This window comes from Paenisporosarcina quisquiliarum, assembly GCF_027563315.1.
GTDB lineage: Bacteria > Bacillota > Bacilli > Bacillales_A > Planococcaceae > Paenisporosarcina > Paenisporosarcina quisquiliarum.
The window spans coordinates 87,632-104,977 of sequence record NZ_JAMKBJ010000005.1 but is presented as its reverse complement, the minus strand read 5'-3'; the positions used below and the strand labels follow the sequence as shown (position 1 = coordinate 104,977).

Sequence of the window (17,346 nt, the reverse complement as noted above, 5' to 3'; positions counted from 1 at the left end):
TTATTGCAAATTAAAACAGGTAACGGAAAGAATCTCACCGATACCTGTTCATGAAGTTCAAAGCTCTTTATATTCAGTCATTTTGTCCATATGGCTCGCAATCATGGCAATCATCGTACTAGCCTCTTCTTTAGAAAAAGTAAAGATGCTTTCGTCTTTATGGAGCTCATCATCAATCCAATATCGGTTGACCCTCTTTAGAACACCGTGTCCCGTATCTCCAACTAGTCCAAACTGATAAGTGATTTCTACTTCATCTTCTATATGGAAGGCTGTGACTTCAGGAGATTCCCATTCAACGCCAGGCTCTTCGGAATATGAATCATAGTCATCATGTACAATTTCATCTATATAATACTCTGCACCGTCTTCATATTCATCTGTTACATAAGTTTCTTCCAAGACATAGTCATCTTCATCATCTAGTTCATCCACATAAAATGCTTCACTATCTCCGTTCATAAAAGAATGGAAGCTTTCGTGAACGGCGTCAATAACATCTTCAATATCAGAGAGTATGATTCTTGCCTGCATTTCGAATTCAAAATCGAAAGTTTCAATGTAAAATTCTTCGTTATGTGGATCAAAGAGGAGGGTGCAGAAAAACTCCCGGTCGTCATCTTCGGTCTCGACGAAAAATTCAATTCTCGGATGTTTGGCACTTTGATCAATCGTCATTTGACCGACTTTATCATATTCATCACAAAGTGAATTCAGATGATCCTGAAGCTCAGCAGTTACTCGGTTAAACCATTCCATCGACATGCGATACCCGCCCCTTTAAATAAATTCTTCATTCAATTTTTTATCTTTTCCTATTTCATGAATTTGTTACATGCCATTTATATCCATTTTTTAAAAGGAATGAATTTTTGAGAATAAAGCTTAGGAAACAGGGGAATTTAGAATATAAATATAGGAAGTTAAAGAGCATTAATAGATAGCAGAAAAAAACGTAAACTCAACTGGAAATGGAGTGTTTCGATGAGTTCCCTAGAGCAATCCATTAAAAAATATGCCAGGCCTTTTGAAACTGAAAAAGATTTATCTACTATTATAGAGGCAATCGGGGATGCCAAAATCGTTCTGTTGGGAGAAGCAAGTCATGGTACTTCCGAGTTTTATTCCGTCCGAGCGGAACTATCAAAAAGATTGGTTTTGGAAAAAGGATTCACGTTGATTGCCGTAGAAGGTGATTGGCCATCAAGCCAGCAAGTTAATCATTACATTAAAGGCTATTCTGAAGGAAAAGAAGATGTTTTAGACGTGTTAAAAGCATTCAATCGTTGGCCAACTTGGATGTGGGCAAATGAGGAAATGGCAGACTTTATACTATGGCTTAAGGAACACAATGTGAAAAGTGAAGAAAGTCAGCGGGTAGGTTTTTACGGAATAGATGTCTACAGTTTGTGGGAATCACTGGACGAAGTCATCACTTATTTAAGCAAGACAAATCCAGGAAGTGCGGATTTGGAATTGGCCAAAAAAGCTTTTGCTTGTTTTGAACCTTTCAACCGTCATCCTGAAACGTATGCCATGTCTTCCATCAACATTTCCGAAGCTTGTGTAGATGAAGTGTCGAAGCTTCTGAAATCAATCAGAGCTCATGAAGACAATTATAATCATGTTCAGGAAGCCGATTTGAACTTGAAAATCAATGCAATGGTAGCGCAAAATGCTGAAGAATATTACCGGGCTATGGTCTGTAGTGATGACATCTCCTGGAATGTCCGAGATGAACATATGGTCGAAGTGATTAATGAAGTCATGGATTATAATGGACACGACGCAAAAATCATCGTTTGGGAACACAACACCCATATCGGGGATGCTTCAGCCACGGATATGGAAGCGGCTGGCATGGTGAACGTAGGGCAGATTCTCCGTCTGCAGAACAGAAAAGAAAATGTTTACTCTGTGGGGTTTGGAACATATAAAGGAACAGTGATCGCAGCGGAACAGTGGGCAGAGCCATTTAAAATAATGAAAGTACCCGTTGCCATGAAAGATTCATGGGAACACGCCATGCACGCGGCCGGAGACTTCAATCAGTTGTTGATTTTTGATGATGATAATCGCCATTTATTTGATAATTGGATTGGTCATCGGGCAATTGGCGTGGTCTACAATCCTGAGTTTGAAGCGTATGGGAACTATGTTCCATCAAAAATGGGGAGTCGTTATGATGCTTTCATTTATCTGGATGAAACGAAAGCACTGACACCAATTGAATAGCACATTAATCATAGACGACCGTGTTACTTTCGGTCGTTTATTTTTTTGTAGTAGGGCACCTTTCTAGTTATCTAGTATTTAAGAATTAATTTTTCTTATATAAAGATTTGATTTATACCGGAATGGGTATAAGTGTTGAAATAACAGGAATGATTTAAAGATGAATTAATTGAAGGAGGGAGTGCAAAGAATGAGTAGAGGATATTCTTTAGTAATCGGAATCTTATTTATATTATCCCTTATTTTTATTGTCGTTTTAGGTGATAGACTCGGCGAAGAAATAGAAAGGGCAGATCGCAACATGACGCAAAATGCGCAAAATAATGCCTCAAGTAAAGAAGCATTAACAGTTGCTTACAATCCGCCATCACTTGAAAATGTTCCGGACGGTCCTCAAGGTGAAGCGATTTTAAGAGGTCATGAATTGGTTAACGATACGTCTAAAGTATTACGACAGGATGCTGCATCAGCTGAAGATGGTCAAAAACGTATAAATGAACTTTCATGCTCCAGTTGTCACGCCGGTGCAGGGTTAGAGGAAGATTCCTCACCATTGGTAGGAGTAGCAGCAAAGTATCCAAATTTCATTGCACGTTCAGGCGATATCGTGACATTGGAAGAACGCATTAATGGATGTATGGTTAGAAGTATGAACGGCGAGGCCTTTGTTGAAGATGACGAAGATCTTGATGCAATGATTGCGTATTTCAAGTATATTTCAGAAGGAATTCCAGTTGGCGCTGAGCTTCCGTGGCTCGCTCAAAATGAAATGAAAGAAGTTCCAACACCGGATGTAGCTGCTGGAGAAGAGAAATTTCAACAATCTTGTATATCCTGTCATGCACAGGACGGCTCAGGTACGGGTGCATTAACAGGACCAGCTTTATGGGGTGACGGTTCATTTAATGACGGAGCAGGGCTAGCCCGTATGTCAAAAATGGCTGGTTATATTCAGAACAACATGCCAAAAGGACAAGAGAAATCATTGACGGATCAAGAGGCAAGTAACTTGGCAGCCTTTATTCTCTCCCAAGATAGACCAGAATTTAAGAAACATGAAGGGGATTGGCCAGGTGGAGGAAAGCCAAAAGATTTGATGACGAAAGACCTCCGTCAACAAGTAAAAGATGGCACTATTAAATGGGATGAAGTTCTAAGTAAAAGTGCTAAATAATAACATCTAAGCTTTGTGCACCGCATTTGCGGTGTTTTTTTTGTTTCCTGAAGTCGTGGTAAATGGTAAAATGTAACAAAAAATTGGAATTGCTCGTCTAATCTTAAAAGGAGGGATTTCAGTTGAAATACAAACGTGTTCAATTTGTTTTAGCTTTACTAATTGTGATTGCCACGCTGACAGGATGTTCGTTACGAAAGTACTGAACCGGAAACAGTAACAGTAACAGTCACAGTAAACCCTGATGCGAATGAAATACTTAAGCTTAATCCTGATGCGGATATCTTTCAATGGGAAGATGTTATTTACAGCACAAATATTGAGTGGGTAGAAAAACTTGAATTAACGAAGGACGAACAAATTGGTGAGATTACAAAAAACTCAACCAATCCCGATGATTTTATAAACGGTACAGCAAATACATTGCCAGTCGGGACCAAAATATTTTCTGTAAAAGAAACAGGTGGCTACCTACTTGTCGAATACAATCAACAACTTAAGAAATATATGAAGCTTGTAGAAGGCTGAAACCAGTGGAAAGGAAGAGTGCACGAATGATTATCATGATAAATGGAGCGTTTGGAGTGGGGAAAACAACCGTTTCCAATGAACTTCAGAAAGAAGTCGAAAATAGTATGATCTTTGATCCAGAAGAGATCGGGAGTTTATTAGGCAAAATTCTTCCAGTAGATGTTATGGCTCTTGAAGCAAAAACAGGAGATTTTCAGGATTTGGAGTTATGGAAACAATTAACCGTTACCGTAGCTGGGCACATAATTGAACAATATAAAGTGAACTTGATTGTTCCAATGACCATTCGGAAAGTCGAATATTTTAATTACATTTTTAATGGATTAAATAAGATTGATGAACAAACGTATCATTTTTGTTTAACAGCAAAAGAGGGAACGATATTCAATAGACTTAAGGGACGAGGCGAGGAAGAAGGAAATTGGTGCTTCCAACAAACATCGAAATGCCTGAAAGCTTTTAAAGAACATGATTTTGGGGAGTACATCAATACGGAGAACGTTCCTGTACATACGATAGTTCAAACGATAACGGAAAAACTTAAAACAGTAGAAGCTGTTAAATAGATGAAGACTTTTGTGCCTCCTATCTGCATTATTCCTGATGGGAGGTGTCTTGAATTTGAATACTTTTCTCCGAAGGAATTAGGAGATATTTGGTTAGTTGCCCCTATCACGGGGAAAGTTGCCCCTATAACAACAATAGTTGCCCCAATATCTCGAAAAGTTGCCCCATTACATCAAACGAAAACATGAATGAAGCCTTCCAAACCTAGCGAGGAAGGCTTTTCACTTCATTTAATATGCTTTTGCCCAATAAAGTCATTGTCGAATTAAGTTCTAAATCGACATCTTTCTTATTACATTGAAACAACGACAAAATGAGGGAGAGCGTTGACAATGATAATTGACGGGGTCTTTTCAGGTGGTGGTTTGAAGGATTTCGCATTGGTTGGGGCTTTTCAGGTGTTGGAGGAGAAAGGGTATCGTTTTGATCGAGTTGCGGGAACGAGCGCAGGGGCCATACTTGCCTGTTTCATTGCAGCAGGGTATTCAGCAAAGGAAATTGAGATTATGCTAGATGAGCAGGATTTTAAGGCCCTACTCGATCCAAGAAGGACCATTATTCCGTTGCCCATTATGAAATGGTTCTCTCTTTACTCGAAGATGGGGCTTTACCAAGGCAAGGCACTGGAAGATTGGTTTTTAAAGAAGCTTGCAGCAAAAGGTGTCTATACATTTGGTGATTTACCACCTGACTCTTTGAAAGTTATTGCTTCAGATTTATCGAACGGCAAAATCATGGTACTACCTGATGACTTACCCAACTATGGGATATCCCCAGAAACTTTTCCACTTGCACGTGCTTTACGAATGAGTTGCGGGATTCCGTTCTTCTTTGAACCTGTAAAATTGAAAGTAGGGTATGGGGATACGATCATTGTGGATGGTGGGGTGCTGAGCAATTTCCCGATGTGGTTATTCGAGAATCGGGACCAGAGCAGAAAACGTCCATTACTCGGTTTGAAAATAGCACGAGGGCATAATGGATCGCAAGCTCATAAAATGAACAATGGTCTGCAATTGTTTGAAGCACTCTTTTCTACGATGCAAAATGCACATGATGAAAAATACATTTCGCGAAAACACGAAAAAGACATTATCTTCATTCCTGTGGACGATGTGAGTGCCACCCAGTTTGATTTAGATGATGAAAGTAAAAAAGCATTGATTGAGAGTGGACGCCTTAGCACTGAGAAATTCCTGAAGACTTGGACACCTAACAACACGGGACAGCAAACTTTCCAGATGACGAACCGGCTTTAGTTTAAAGTGATGATAAAAATAGGTTATCGGAAGCCTCCATTTTACATTGGAGGTTTCTTTTTATGGATGGAAACTAAATTCTAAACTTATTAGTTGATATTTTTATGGAAGTAGATTATATTAGTTGACGGGTCAATGATTGACCTATCAATTATCGAAAGTGGTGGATACAATGTCCAACTCATGTTCCGACGAGGGAAAAATCGTCTATCGACTGTATGAGATAAGTAAACAAACTAGCCCAAAGTTTGAGCGATGTACAGGCATCAGTCAATCCCGGTTGGATTTGTTGACCAAACTGTTCGAAGTGGATGAAATCAGTCAGACCGAGCTACAAAAAGAAGTGAACATAGATCATGCTGCTGTAACGAGGCATTTAAAGCAACTCGAAGAAAAGGGAATGGTGACACGACGCAAGAATCCCGCCGATAATCGTTTTATGTTTGTTCGTCTTACTGATGAGGGACGTACAAGTATCTCAGCTTACCAAGACGAGAAACAGCGATTCATTTCGAAAGTTTTGAATGGATTCAATGAAGAGGAACGTTCTTTGCTTCTAAATATGCTTACTCGAATTCAGGACAATGTCTCAAATATTGATCCAAACGATTAGTAGCATTGCAATAAACTAAGTGAAACTTAAAGGAGAATGAAAAATGAACAAAACACTTATTAATGATTTTAATGAAATCGTAACAGGACGCCGTTCCATCCGAAATTATGATCCTGCAGTTAAAATCAGTCGTGAAGAAATGACTGAAATATTAACAACAGCCACGCTTGCCCCTTCATCCGTTAATCTCCAACCTTGGCGTTTTGTAGTTATCGACAGCCCTGAAGGCAAAGCGACATTGGCTCCATTGGCCAAATTCAATCAGAACCAAGTGGCAACTTCTGCCGCAATGATTGCCGTTTTTGCAGATATGAACAGTATCGACTATGCTGACGAGATTTACGGAAAAGCTGTTGAACAAGGTCTGATGCCGGCTGAAGTCAGAGATGCACAATTGCCAGCGATTAAAGGTTTGGTGTCTACCCTGTCACCGGAACAATTGAAGGAAATGAACTTGATTGACGCCGGTTTAGTATCGATGCAACTGATGCTCGCAGCTAGAGCTCACGGTTATGACACGAATCCTATCGGAGGATATGAGAAGGATCAAATTGCTGAAGCTTTTGGAATGGATAAAGAGCGTTACTACCCCGTTATGCTTATTTCAATTGGAAAAGCGATAGATAAAGGGTATCAATCTGTCCGTCTACCTGTGGATGCCATCACAGAATGGAAATAAAAATCACCCAAACTAAGTAGAGAAAAGGACGAATACAATGATACTTATTCACGCTGGATTTCAAGTACAAGCAGACAAAGAACAATCATTTTTAGAGGAAATACGCACACTGATTACGGCTTCACGAACTGAAAATGGCAATGTTTCATATGACTTAATGAAAGATACAGAAAAAGACCACGTATACACGATGGTCGAAGTATGGCAGGATATGAATTCTGTTGAAAATCAAAACAAGAGTGATCACTTCACTTCATTTGTAAGTAAAGCTTCTCAATATTTAGCTGCACCTTTGAGTATGAAAATTTACGAAGGTAATGAGAGAATCCAATAATAGAATGACGTTAAGACACTTCCACTGATTTTGGAGGTGTCTTTTTTTGTTTTCGCTTTCCCGGTGAAGCGTCAAAAGAGGGATTTTATTTATAAGAGAAGAAGTTACTCTTAAAAGAGTTCCTAATTATGTGATTAAATGGTTGAGAGATTTATAAAAGTAGGTGTAAGCATGCTGGAGATTAAACTAGCAAAATGGGTATTAGAAGTCGATCTTATAAAGACACGAGAATTTTATAGCAAAGATTTTGAGATTTGTGATTGTCTAAACTGTACAAACTTTTTGGAGTCAATCAAAAATTTAGATGCTTCGGTAGCATCTGTATTTAAAAGCCTAGGAATTGATCCGATGAAACCTGGACATCTATCGGATTTTTCGACATTGGAAGAAGGTATGCATGAATACATGGGGAGTTATCACTTCGTTGGCAAGGTGTTAGAGGGAGAGTTGTGCACCAAGGAAAATTGGAACGCTTCTAATACAGTTCAACTAAAAAACTTTACAATTGGTTTTTCTGATGACTTGGAGTTTTTGCCAAATGAATTCCCACAACCGGTTGTTCAGTTAGAGTTTGTTGCTTTAATGCCATGGACACAAGGGAAAATAAATGAAAGTAGGTGAGTACATGATAAATTTTTACGGAACGCCAACGTTGGAAACCGACCGTTTGATTCTTAGGAGACTAGTTATTGAAGATGTACAGAGCTTCTTTACCAATTGGATGTCTGATGAACGGGTTACGGACAATCTCATAAAAGGAGCACATAAATCCATCTCGGAGTCAGTCGAGAGGGTCACGAATATAGTCAATGAATATGAGGATCAAGAATTTTGTTACTGGGGCATTGAATTAAAAGCAACTGGCGATCTTATCGGTGCAATCGATTTTTATCATTTCGATCTCACTACGGAAAATTGTGAAGTAGGATTTACACTCGGTTACGAGTGGTGGAATCAGGGATATGGCACAGAAGCGTTGAAAGCTGTTATGGAATTTGGATTCAGGCATATGAATATTCATAAGATAGCTGCAGCACATAACATTGATAACCCCGCATCCGGAAAGATCATGCAAAAAGTTGGAATGAAACAAGAAGGATTGATTAGGCATATGATTCGTAATGCGAAAAATCAATACAAAGACTGTGCTGTATACGGAATTTTTCAAGAAGAATATTTAGTTTAAATGATGAAAAGGAACTGAGAGAATGTTCATGTCTAATTGAATAAAGAAAGTTAAAAATGTAGAACCAGGAGTTGCTAAGACAACTCTTTTTTTGATTTGACAGATTTCAAAAATAAATGAGTTGTGCAAGGAAATGACAACGTTTGATGGGAGAATTACATATGAACCAAGTGCGTCTGGAAAGAGCAACCATAAAAGATGCCGAAGCTCTTTTTGATATGCAGGTAAAAGCATTTACACCACTTATGGAAAAGTATCAGGACTACACTATTAATCCTGCGAACGAAAAAATTGAACGCGTTATTACTCGGTTAACTAATCCTAATGGTGTGTTTTTTAAAATTTTGCTGGACACCAAATTTGTAGGAGCCATATGTGTTTTTTGGAAAGAAGATGTTCAGTTTTGGATAAGTCCTATGTTTATCCTTCCGGAATATCAAGGCCAGGGTATAGCGAAAAAAGCAATACTTCTAGCTGAAGAAAGATTCCCACATGCGGTTAGCTGGGAACTGGCAACAATCCTGGAGGAAACACGTAACTGTCATCTCTATGAAAAAATGGGATATGTCCAAACTGGAGAAAAACGAAGAATTAATGGACTCACTACGCTTGTCTTCTATAAAAAGGTTCTGGGACTAAATATTAATTGAATGAAATCAAAAATAACATTAATCTTCATGCCAAACCTATTTATGGTCCACATATGACAAGGAGTTAACAATTTGATGACATGAAGGGGTATTGGTTTAACTTTTCATGAATGTCCGTTAAGATGCAATCTATGCGTGGGTATAAACGCGTAGGTTAGAATCGAAAGGGGTTTATATGAGAATGAATATGAAAAAATTATTATTACCTATAGCAGCAGGGGCATTAGCTTTAAGTTTATCTGCTTGTAATGACGAAGATAAAGCAACAAAGGAAGAAAAACCACAAGAAGAAACGAAGCAGGAAGCGGCGAAAGCACCAACTGAAAAAGATCAGGCAGCAGCTGCTAAAGAAATGCAGGAGAAAATGGCTGAGCAGGAAGTAGACGAGAGCAAAGTAGTTGCAGTCGTTAATGATGAAGAATTAAAAGGTGACCAATATAATGCGGCGTTGGCTTCCATCCAAGGTCAAATGCAACAGTCAGGTCAAGACCCAAGTAGTAAAGAAGCTGCAGAGAAAGTAAAAACACAAGTACTGGATTCTCTTGTAGGTCAAACGTTGATTTTACAAAAAGCGAAGGAAGCGAAAATTACAGCTTCTGAAAAAGAAATTGATGAAAGATATAAGTCTTTTGAAGAGCAATACGGTGGAGAAGAAGCGATGAATAAAGCGCTGGAAGCACAAAGTATGGACTCGAAGATGTTGAAAGATCAAATTGCTGAATCAATTCTTTTTGAAAAATATCAAGATAAAGTTGTACCTGCTAAAGAAGTAACAGAAAAAGAAATTAAAGATTATTACGATCAAGCTGCATCACAGGCAAAAGCAGCAGGACAAGAGCTTCCTCCACTTGAAGAAGCAAAAGAGGAAATCAAAGGAATTCTTCAACAACAACAGCAACAAGAACTACTGGCTAAACATGTTGAAGAGTTAAAAGCTGACGCTAAGATCGAATTGAAAATATAATATTAAGTCTCAAAGCCTCCCATTAATTTAATTAATAGGGAGGCTTTTGCATGGGTATACTTAGACAATCCAAATAAATAGCGGGAGTTTAACAATCATGAAAGAATTCAAAATTACTTATTTTTTTGACGAAGAGCATTATATTCGCCGATTTATCCATGTGGAATCCATGGAAATAGCGGAAGAGTTGATACAAAGTGAAAGGGATCAATATATATCCTTTCGTGATAGCAGAGATATTTATCATGAGCTCCATACGCGAAATGTCCGAGTGGTCCAACTTTCGGAGTATCACCGTATCGATAAAAGCAAAAAAAGAGAGAAACGATGACTAAGTCGCCTTTTCTCTCTTTTAATTTAGGGGTAATTATTTTGTAGAAAGTTCACTTTCAGTTACCCATTTATGATTCTTCACTTCTTCACCGTTTTCAGTAGACGTGTAATCTACCATATAGACAGTTGTTTGTTCAGCTGAGTCGATGACTGCGGTTGCGCCTTTCATGCCTTCCATATGGTCTGCCTCAACAATTACTTCATCACCAGCTTCATAAGGATTAGCACCAGGGTCTTTTATTTCCTCATGAATGATCCATTTATGATCTTCCACTTTTTCTCCACCAGTAGTAGGTGTGTAGGAAATTGTGTAAACAGTCGTATCGTAAGCTCCTACAATTGTTGCTTCGGCATCTTTCATGCCTTTCATATGATCTGTCGTAATTGTTGCTTTGCTACCAACTTCAAACGTAGGATTTGTTGCTTCTTTTAAGCCTTCAGGTACTTCACCAGAACTTGAATGAGAGCCGCCATGATTCATTTCTTCATGATTGGCTTCCTTGTCGTTGCTTGTCTCATTTCCACAACCACTTAATACCATCAATGCCGCAGCACTTAAATAGAGAAGTTTCTTTTTCATTGGTACTTACACCTCTTCATTTTGTATTTGTTAAAGGTAGTATACCCTATTGGGGTATGTATTGAAAAGCAATTAGGCAGATACTATGTAAGATCTCGATTTATACAGGTCATAAAGTGATCACAAAATAACCAGGTAGACAGAATTGAGTTACAGGTAGACAGTTCCACATTCTAGGTTGCACAAAACTCAATAATGCTTTAAATGTTTCACATGCGGAATCTTCTGAGTTTCTATTGTTATTAAATAGCCCTTGAATCACTCATTGAGTATTCAAGGGCTAAAATGTAATTAGCTTTAATTATTAGTGGGCTGCGACAGGTGATACATTTAGTGGAGGAGGAATCAACCAAGCTTTTTCTTTGTTCATTCTCAACAATTTTGCACCAAATTGTACTTTGTTTGAATGGAACTTGCCGAACATCATCCCAATATCTTCACGTATGGCTTGGCCAATTATCATACTGCATCCCACAAGCCCTTGGGCTGCATTTACAGATAGGATTGCACTAATTTCAGGATCCGTGATTCGTGCACCAACAGGAATTTCGTCCGCTGTTGCGATTGGACGATCAGGCAAGGCAGGGGGGATTGCAATACCATTGGCTTTCAATAATTCTGATGCTTCCTGATTTTCTTCCTTCATTGCTTTAACTGCATCTTCAAGCATGCTTCCCAGGTCTCTGTCCCCAACATGATTAATAAACGCTTGGTACAAACTGATTAACCCATTGTTGGTTGCAATATAAGACCAGACTCCAAATACTTCACCTTCATGCAAAGGTTCATTTTTAGGATTACCACTTAAAATACCCAATCACTATTCCTCCTCATGTCTTAAACATTCTCCTTGGAGCGGAGAAAATTACATGTGTATTATGTGTGTTACATGAAATGCTATTCATGCTTTGTTTGCGAAAATAATATAGCTTCATGCCAAGTAACTTCATTATTAAAGATGCATCAGAAACAGGTAAACCTGTGCAACAACCACTTGATTACCATTTCGAAGAAGATGAGAACACATATAATATCAGTGATTAGGCTGTAAATACTACTAAACGTTCATACTTCTATGATGCGAAAACGAAAACATTATATGTTTCAGTTCCTGTAGAAGAGAAGAAAACAGTTAAGGTAAAATAATCATATGAAAGAGGCTAACTTAGCGGTTAGTCTCTTTTTTTATATGCAAAACTTAAAACTATCAAAATTAATATCTACTAAAATTTTACGAAATACTAAAAATCCGATATTATAAGTAATAATTTAACATTCAGAAAATATAGATTTTAGATCTAAACTACTTCACATAAAGGAGTTATACTCAAGATGTCTACATTCGCATTGTTGAACTATCTTAAAGAACAGGCAGATCAAATTACGGAAGATTGGTTAAATGCCAGAGCAACCGAACCAGGTTCTTTCTATTCTTGTGAAACTTCACCGGATGTGGAAAGACTATTGAGAAAGCAACATAAACAAACCGTTCAGTTATTGATATCGAGCTTATATCAGGATGAAACTGAATTTCTGGAAAAGCTAGAGGATTGGGCGCAAACTGTCGCAATGTCGCGAGTGGAAAACAGAATAGCAATACATGTCGTAGTAGAATTTCTTGGGAAAACGAGAGCACTCTTTTGGCAATATATTCATCGATTTATCCATGATACGAATGTAGATGTGGATAAAAACAGTGTAGCTGAATGGAGCGAAATGCTACATTCGGGATTTGATAAGATGATTGTCAAGTTCACGGAATATTACCATGCCTTCAACGAGACGCGATTGTCTGAACATCAAGCCTTGATTAAGTTATTGGAAATTCCACTCATCAAGATTTGTGATAAAGTTTCCGTACTACCGTTAATTGGTGTCATTAACTCTGAACGTGGGCTGTCTTTATTGAATGATATTCCATTAAAGTGCAGTGAGAACAAGGTAGAAAGTTTAATCATCGATCTTTCTGGTGTAATCCAAATCGAAGAAGCTGTCGCATTTCAGTTGACTCAACTAGTCCAAGTCTTTAACTTGATGGGCATTGAAAGTTATATTTCTGGTATTCGGCCAGAAGTTGCAAGAAATGCCATCAGCTTTGGGAGAGATTTTCACACTATCACTAAAATTTCATCCGTTCAAGAAGTCATTGGAAAGCATACCGAGGTTAAAGTTTAAGGATATTAGGAATTGCCATTCAGTTGAATAAAATAGGACACCTCCAATTAGCTACTTAATTGGAGGTGTCTTTCCGTCTATTCAATTTCACGATACCTTAAGATTTGTAAGATTTTTCTCGTTCACTTTTTTTACGATGATTCGATGTCATTGGCTCATGTTTAGGTTTCAGCAGGAATCCCTGTTCCACTAACTCCATTGAAATCTCTTCTCTTGGTGAAGTCGCATTAAAATCTTTCTTCTTCGGTGTTTGAGACAAGGGACTAGTAAAGTTAATTGCTCCTTTATGGTTGTCACTTCCCATCAAAAAACCTCCTTAAAATATCGTTCCTTCTTAAGATGGTTTTTAAAGACAGATTCATTCTTCAAATTTTAAAAAATATGTCATGTAGAGAAAATTTGTTTATTAAAAATTAATGTTCGATACTTAGAAACTTTTGTCCATTCACATCACATTTCTGTCCATTAACTCCAAATAACCTGTCTATGACCTATGACAACACTCTAATTAAAAAAGGGTCGTCAAATAATTCAATTTTTGTCACCTTTTTTTATGACTTAACCTTTCTCTCAAAAGCTAATGGAGGATATTTATTATTAAATGATTGTAGTGGAAGGCGGCGACTCCAGCGGGAAAAGCGTGTTCAGGTGAGACCCCGCAGGCGCTTGCGCCGAGGAGACTCACGAACCGCCCGCGGAAAGCGTCCGACTGTAACGGATTGTTCATGAGCCTTTAATAGGCAAAGATGGCTGCTCTCAAGTGTCATATGAAAAGGCTTTTGGGATAGCTTCTTACAAATTGAATTGTTAAATTGTCGTTAAACTAAAAATGCCATGGTGACCTGCGAGGAAGGATATGTTTTTGATGAGATTTCTGATCATCGTTAGATTCTATTGATTCGATTGATTCTATCGATGATTCTATGGACTCTATAGACTCCATTAATTCTTTAGATTCTTTCGCATTTTTTGTTCTTAACCGAGACGTACAATCATCTTTAAAATCAAAAGGAATAATCTGCTTATAATCTTCCGTTATAATATTGGCGTTTCGGTATTCTCGATAAGGATGATCAATGGACTGACCATCTTCATTTTTCTGTGTCTTCAAGTGATCAACGATCATGTTTCCAATATATCTCCCTAAATTCAATCCCTCGCTGTTATCCGCTTCAAAATGAACCCCTGCATATAAACGGCTGTACGCATCATCGAAAGCGATTTTGCGTAACTTCTTTGCTTCCATTGGGAAGAAATAGCTTAACACTACTTCTGCACAGCCAGACATGCTGGCGTGGCCAGATGGATAGGAAGGAAATCTCGGCGTACAAATAACCGTTTCCAACTCTTCGTCAAATTGATTTGGTCTGGCAACATCCCATTTATACTTCAATTCCCATACGACAATCATGGTGTCATTTATAGCCATTTGTACCGCAGCTAGTATTCTGCAGGCATGGACAGGACTGACACCATACGTATCTACTAGTCGGTCAATGATGGGAGTCCATTGTTTAGTAGGGGCACCTGTTCCATAATAAATGGCCAATTGTTCCTGATTGTGTGTCAGGTGGTTGAGCGTACGTTGAACGATCTTTAATTCTTTTTCAAAATCAATTGCACTGGGCTTTTTGATTGGGAATTGCATGATTGTGCCATCTGGATTTAGGAAGTTCTTATCTTTATCTCTTTTTAAATAGTTCAAAGACCATGATCCTGCAGATGGCGAAACAGGATTTACCGGTAGTTTCTTTTCACCTGCGTAAGGTACTTCGGACCAACGTAAATAATTTTTCTTCACTATTTCAGCTCCACTCAATTATTCTTTTAACCAATGTATGAGAGGAACATCATGAGTGTGTTTTCAAGGCTATACACAACCTGAAAAGGTGAGAAGAATTACATTCATGAATGAATTTTTTATTTGAAAGTTCTTTAAGCAGAATGCGTCAATTGTGAAAAGTCCCGGTTATCAGAAGTTGTCTCATTTCATACTATGAATAAATCAAACCCTGACTGGAGGGAAAAAATGGATATTCTGAATAAGGTGAAGAGCTTCCGAGAAGAAGAAAACAGCCTGAAGTGGGAAGGCACATTTGCTGAATACTTGGCCATTGTAAAAGAAAGACCAGAAGTTGCCCAATCGGCTCATTCACGTGTTTATAATATGATCAAAAGCCATGGGTTGACGGAAAAGAATGGTCATAAACTGTACCATTTTTTTGGTGAAGAAATATTTGGACTTGAAACATCCATTGAACGACTTGTGGAAGAGTACTTTCACCCAGCTGCAAAAAGATTGGATGTTCGCAAACGCATTTTATTATTGATGGGTCCTGTCAGTGGGGGGAAATCTACGATTGTGACGTTGTTGAAACGTGGCTTTGAAAAATATTCAAAAACCGATGAAGGTGCGGTTTACGCGATAAAAGGTTGTCCGATGCATGAAGATCCACTTCACCTCATTCCCCACGAATTACGTGATGAATTTTTTGAAGAGTATGGTGTCCGTATCGAAGGGAGCCTATCTCCTTTAAATACGATGCGTCTGGAGAAAGAATACAATGGACGTCTGGAAGATGTAATGGTGGAGCGTATCTTCTTCTCCGAAGACAGACGAGTAGGGATTGGGACATATACTCCATCAGATCCAAAATCACAGGATATTGCCGATTTAACGGGAAGCATTGATTTTTCAACAATTGCCGAATTCGGGGCTGAATCAGATCCACGTGCCTACAGATTTGACGGGGAACTGAATAAAGCGAACCGCGGAATGATGGAATTCCAGGAGATGTTGAAACTCGATGAAAAGTTCCTTTGGTTATTGTTATCTTTAACCCAGGAAGGAAACTTCAAGGCGGGAAGGTTTGCGTTAATCAGTGCGGATGAACTCATCGTCGCGCATACAAACGAAACCGAGTATGCTTCGTTTATATCGAATAAAAAGAATGAAGCACTGCATTCCCGAATTATTGTCATGCCAATTCCGTATAACCTGAAAGTGAGTCAGGAAGAACGGATTTATGAAAAAATGATCAGGGAAAGCGATATGACCCATATTCATATAGCTCCTCAGGCTTTGCGCGCTGCCGCCATTTTTTCTGTATTAACTAGATTGGAACCGCCTAAAAAGCAAGGCATTGATTTAGTGAAGAAAATGCGTCTCTATGACGGGGAAAATGTAGAAGGCTTCAATCAAATTGATGTGGAGGAACTGCAGAAGGAATATCCGAATGAGGGCATGAACGGGATTGATCCTCGTTACGTGATTAACCGCATATCTTCAGCCATTATCCGCAAAGAAGTCCCATCAATTAATGCGCTGGATGTTTTACGTGCATTGAAAGATGGTCTGGACCAACATGCTTCCATTACTCAGGAAGATCGTGAGAAATACATGAATTATATTTCCATTGCTAGAAGGGAATATGATGAAATCGCTAAGAAAGAAATTCAGAAAGCCTTTGTTTATTCCTATGAAGAGTCAGCCATCACATTGATGGATAATTACTTGGACAATGTAGAAGCCTACTGCAATAAAAATAAAATAAGAGATACATTGACTGGCGAAGAAATGAATCCAGACGAAAAACTGATGCGTTCGATTGAAGAACAAATTGGGATCTCTGAAAATGCGAAAAAAGCGTTCAGGGAAGAAATCCTAATTCGTCTTTCTGCCTACGCAAGAAAAGGTAAACGCTTTGAATACAACTCGCATGAGCGATTACGTGAAGCCATTCAGAAGAAACTATTTGCAGATTTAAAAGATGTGGTGAAAATTACAACATCGTCTAAAACCCCTGATGAATCACAGCTTAAAAAGATAAATGAAGTAGTTGCAAGACTGATTGATGAACATGGCTATAACTCAATTTCAGCCAATGAATTATTGCGTTATGTGGGAAGCCTGCTCAATCGATAAGGAGATGTACATGTGAAAAAAACAAGACGAATCTGAAGAATTCGTCTTGTTTTTTTCTTACCCTCTGAAGTCAATAACTTGTTCGCCAACGCATATGATAATGAAATTAAAAACTTTTAAAACTGGATGGGTGTGGGTGCA

General features: G+C 38.4%; 19 protein-coding genes. 14 read left to right on the top strand and 5 right to left on the bottom strand.

Features of this window, described 5'->3' with window-relative positions; translation table 11 throughout:
* Window positions 1–57: 57 nt before the first annotated feature.
* Window positions 58–765, bottom strand: a complete 708-nt coding sequence (locus tag M9R32_RS07795; RefSeq protein ID WP_269926167.1) for a hypothetical protein — start codon at window positions 763–765, stop codon at window positions 58–60.
* A 219-nt stretch (window positions 766–984) separates the two neighbouring features.
* On the opposite strand from M9R32_RS07795, the gene M9R32_RS07790 reads away from it, so the two are divergent.
* From M9R32_RS07790 to M9R32_RS07735, 12 genes are all read left to right on the top strand, one after another.
* Complete coding sequence (locus M9R32_RS07790) at window positions 985–2,235, top strand: erythromycin esterase family protein (RefSeq protein ID WP_269926166.1); 1,251 nt, start codon at window positions 985–987, stop codon at window positions 2,233–2,235.
* Window positions 2,236–2,425: 190 nt separating this feature from the next.
* Window positions 2,426–3,409, top strand: a complete 984-nt coding sequence (locus M9R32_RS07785) for a c-type cytochrome (RefSeq protein ID WP_269926165.1) — start codon at window positions 2,426–2,428, stop codon at window positions 3,407–3,409.
* A 554-nt stretch (window positions 3,410–3,963) separates the two neighbouring features.
* Complete coding sequence (locus M9R32_RS07780; protein ID WP_269926164.1) at window positions 3,964–4,506, top strand: AAA family ATPase; 543 nt, start codon at window positions 3,964–3,966, stop codon at window positions 4,504–4,506.
* Between the two features lie 333 nt (window positions 4,507–4,839).
* Window positions 4,840–5,766, top strand: a complete 927-nt coding sequence (locus M9R32_RS07775) for a patatin-like phospholipase family protein (protein ID WP_269926277.1) — start codon at window positions 4,840–4,842, stop codon at window positions 5,764–5,766.
* A 172-nt stretch (window positions 5,767–5,938) separates the two neighbouring features.
* Window positions 5,939–6,379 (top strand): MarR family winged helix-turn-helix transcriptional regulator, encoded by a 441-nt coding sequence (locus tag M9R32_RS07770; protein ID WP_269926163.1) that lies wholly within the window; start codon window positions 5,939–5,941, stop codon window positions 6,377–6,379.
* Between the two features lie 43 nt (window positions 6,380–6,422).
* The gene (locus M9R32_RS07765; protein ID WP_269926162.1) at window positions 6,423–7,058 is read left to right on the top strand and encodes a nitroreductase family protein; all 636 of its coding nucleotides are present in this window, start codon (window positions 6,423–6,425) and stop codon (window positions 7,056–7,058) included.
* Window positions 7,059–7,095: 37 nt separating this feature from the next.
* Complete coding sequence (locus M9R32_RS07760) at window positions 7,096–7,392, top strand: putative quinol monooxygenase (protein WP_269926161.1); 297 nt, start codon at window positions 7,096–7,098, stop codon at window positions 7,390–7,392.
* 171 nt (window positions 7,393–7,563) lie between these two features.
* A complete protein-coding gene (locus M9R32_RS07755; RefSeq protein ID WP_269926160.1) occupies window positions 7,564–8,013 on the top strand; it encodes a hypothetical protein in 450 nt (149 codons plus the stop codon).
* A gap of 4 nt (window positions 8,014–8,017) precedes the next feature.
* Entirely contained in the window at window positions 8,018–8,578 is a 561-nt protein-coding gene (locus M9R32_RS07750; RefSeq protein WP_269926159.1) for a GNAT family N-acetyltransferase, read from the top strand.
* Between the two features lie 161 nt (window positions 8,579–8,739).
* Window positions 8,740–9,228, top strand: coding sequence for a GNAT family N-acetyltransferase (locus M9R32_RS07745; protein WP_269926158.1), 489 nt, complete (start codon window positions 8,740–8,742; stop codon window positions 9,226–9,228).
* Between the two features lie 181 nt (window positions 9,229–9,409).
* Window positions 9,410–10,192 (top strand): SurA N-terminal domain-containing protein, encoded by a 783-nt coding sequence (locus M9R32_RS07740; RefSeq protein ID WP_269926157.1) that lies wholly within the window; start codon window positions 9,410–9,412, stop codon window positions 10,190–10,192.
* Between the two features lie 97 nt (window positions 10,193–10,289).
* Window positions 10,290–10,523: a hypothetical protein gene (locus M9R32_RS07735; RefSeq protein WP_269926156.1), complete on the top strand. Its 234-nt coding sequence runs from the start codon at window positions 10,290–10,292 to the stop codon at window positions 10,521–10,523.
* Between the two features lie 36 nt (window positions 10,524–10,559).
* Here M9R32_RS07735 and M9R32_RS07730 read toward each other — a convergent pair whose 3' ends face one another.
* Window positions 10,560–11,105 (bottom strand): YdhK family protein, encoded by a 546-nt coding sequence (locus M9R32_RS07730; protein WP_269926155.1) that lies wholly within the window; start codon window positions 11,103–11,105, stop codon window positions 10,560–10,562.
* A gap of 304 nt (window positions 11,106–11,409) precedes the next feature.
* Window positions 11,410–11,922, bottom strand: coding sequence for a DUF3231 family protein (locus tag M9R32_RS07725; RefSeq protein ID WP_269926154.1), 513 nt, complete (start codon window positions 11,920–11,922; stop codon window positions 11,410–11,412).
* Window positions 11,923–12,437: 515 nt separating this feature from the next.
* Between M9R32_RS07725 and M9R32_RS07720 the strand changes: the two genes are divergently transcribed.
* Window positions 12,438–13,280, top strand: coding sequence for an STAS domain-containing protein (locus tag M9R32_RS07720; RefSeq protein WP_269926153.1), 843 nt, complete (start codon window positions 12,438–12,440; stop codon window positions 13,278–13,280).
* Between the two features lie 97 nt (window positions 13,281–13,377).
* On the opposite strand, the gene M9R32_RS07715 is transcribed toward M9R32_RS07720, so the two are convergent.
* Window positions 13,378–13,584 (bottom strand): hypothetical protein, encoded by a 207-nt coding sequence (locus M9R32_RS07715; RefSeq protein ID WP_269926152.1) that lies wholly within the window; start codon window positions 13,582–13,584, stop codon window positions 13,378–13,380.
* A gap of 519 nt (window positions 13,585–14,103) precedes the next feature.
* Window positions 14,104–15,081: a vanadium-dependent haloperoxidase gene (locus tag M9R32_RS07710; RefSeq protein ID WP_269926151.1), complete on the bottom strand. Its 978-nt coding sequence runs from the start codon at window positions 15,079–15,081 to the stop codon at window positions 14,104–14,106.
* Between the two features lie 228 nt (window positions 15,082–15,309).
* Between M9R32_RS07710 and M9R32_RS07705 the strand changes: the two genes are divergently transcribed.
* Window positions 15,310–17,205, top strand: coding sequence for a PrkA family serine protein kinase (locus tag M9R32_RS07705; RefSeq protein WP_269926150.1), 1,896 nt, complete (start codon window positions 15,310–15,312; stop codon window positions 17,203–17,205).
* Window positions 17,206–17,346: the final 141 nt, after the last annotated feature.

Bases quoted from the DNA above. Each gene is read 5' to 3' on its own strand.
- M9R32_RS07760 (WP_269926161.1), top strand. From the start codon at position 7,096: ATGATACTTATTCACGCTGGATTTCAAGTACAAGCAGACAAAGAACAA.
- M9R32_RS07745 (WP_269926158.1), top strand. From the start codon at position 8,740: ATGAACCAAGTGCGTCTGGAAAGAGCAACCATAAAAGATGCCGAAGCT.
- M9R32_RS07795 (WP_269926167.1), bottom strand. From the start codon at position 765: ATGTCGATGGAATGGTTTAACCGAGTAACTGCTGAGCTTCAGGATCAT.
- M9R32_RS07775 (WP_269926277.1), top strand. From the start codon at position 4,840: ATGATAATTGACGGGGTCTTTTCAGGTGGTGGTTTGAAGGATTTCGCA.
- M9R32_RS07750 (WP_269926159.1), top strand. From the start codon at position 8,018: ATGATAAATTTTTACGGAACGCCAACGTTGGAAACCGACCGTTTGATT.
- M9R32_RS07730 (WP_269926155.1), bottom strand. From the start codon at position 11,105: ATGAAAAAGAAACTTCTCTATTTAAGTGCTGCGGCATTGATGGTATTA.
- M9R32_RS07735 (WP_269926156.1), top strand. From the start codon at position 10,290: ATGAAAGAATTCAAAATTACTTATTTTTTTGACGAAGAGCATTATATT.
- M9R32_RS07740 (WP_269926157.1), top strand. From the start codon at position 9,410: ATGAATATGAAAAAATTATTATTACCTATAGCAGCAGGGGCATTAGCT.
- M9R32_RS07705 (WP_269926150.1), top strand. From the start codon at position 15,310: ATGGATATTCTGAATAAGGTGAAGAGCTTCCGAGAAGAAGAAAACAGC.
- M9R32_RS07780 (WP_269926164.1), top strand. From the start codon at position 3,964: ATGATTATCATGATAAATGGAGCGTTTGGAGTGGGGAAAACAACCGTT.
- M9R32_RS07755 (WP_269926160.1), top strand. From the start codon at position 7,564: ATGCTGGAGATTAAACTAGCAAAATGGGTATTAGAAGTCGATCTTATA.
- M9R32_RS07720 (WP_269926153.1), top strand. From the start codon at position 12,438: ATGTCTACATTCGCATTGTTGAACTATCTTAAAGAACAGGCAGATCAA.
- M9R32_RS07785 (WP_269926165.1), top strand. From the start codon at position 2,426: ATGAGTAGAGGATATTCTTTAGTAATCGGAATCTTATTTATATTATCC.
- M9R32_RS07765 (WP_269926162.1), top strand. From the start codon at position 6,423: ATGAACAAAACACTTATTAATGATTTTAATGAAATCGTAACAGGACGC.
- M9R32_RS07770 (WP_269926163.1), top strand. From the start codon at position 5,939: ATGTCCAACTCATGTTCCGACGAGGGAAAAATCGTCTATCGACTGTAT.
- M9R32_RS07790 (WP_269926166.1), top strand. From the start codon at position 985: ATGAGTTCCCTAGAGCAATCCATTAAAAAATATGCCAGGCCTTTTGAA.
- M9R32_RS07715 (WP_269926152.1), bottom strand. From the start codon at position 13,584: ATGGGAAGTGACAACCATAAAGGAGCAATTAACTTTACTAGTCCCTTG.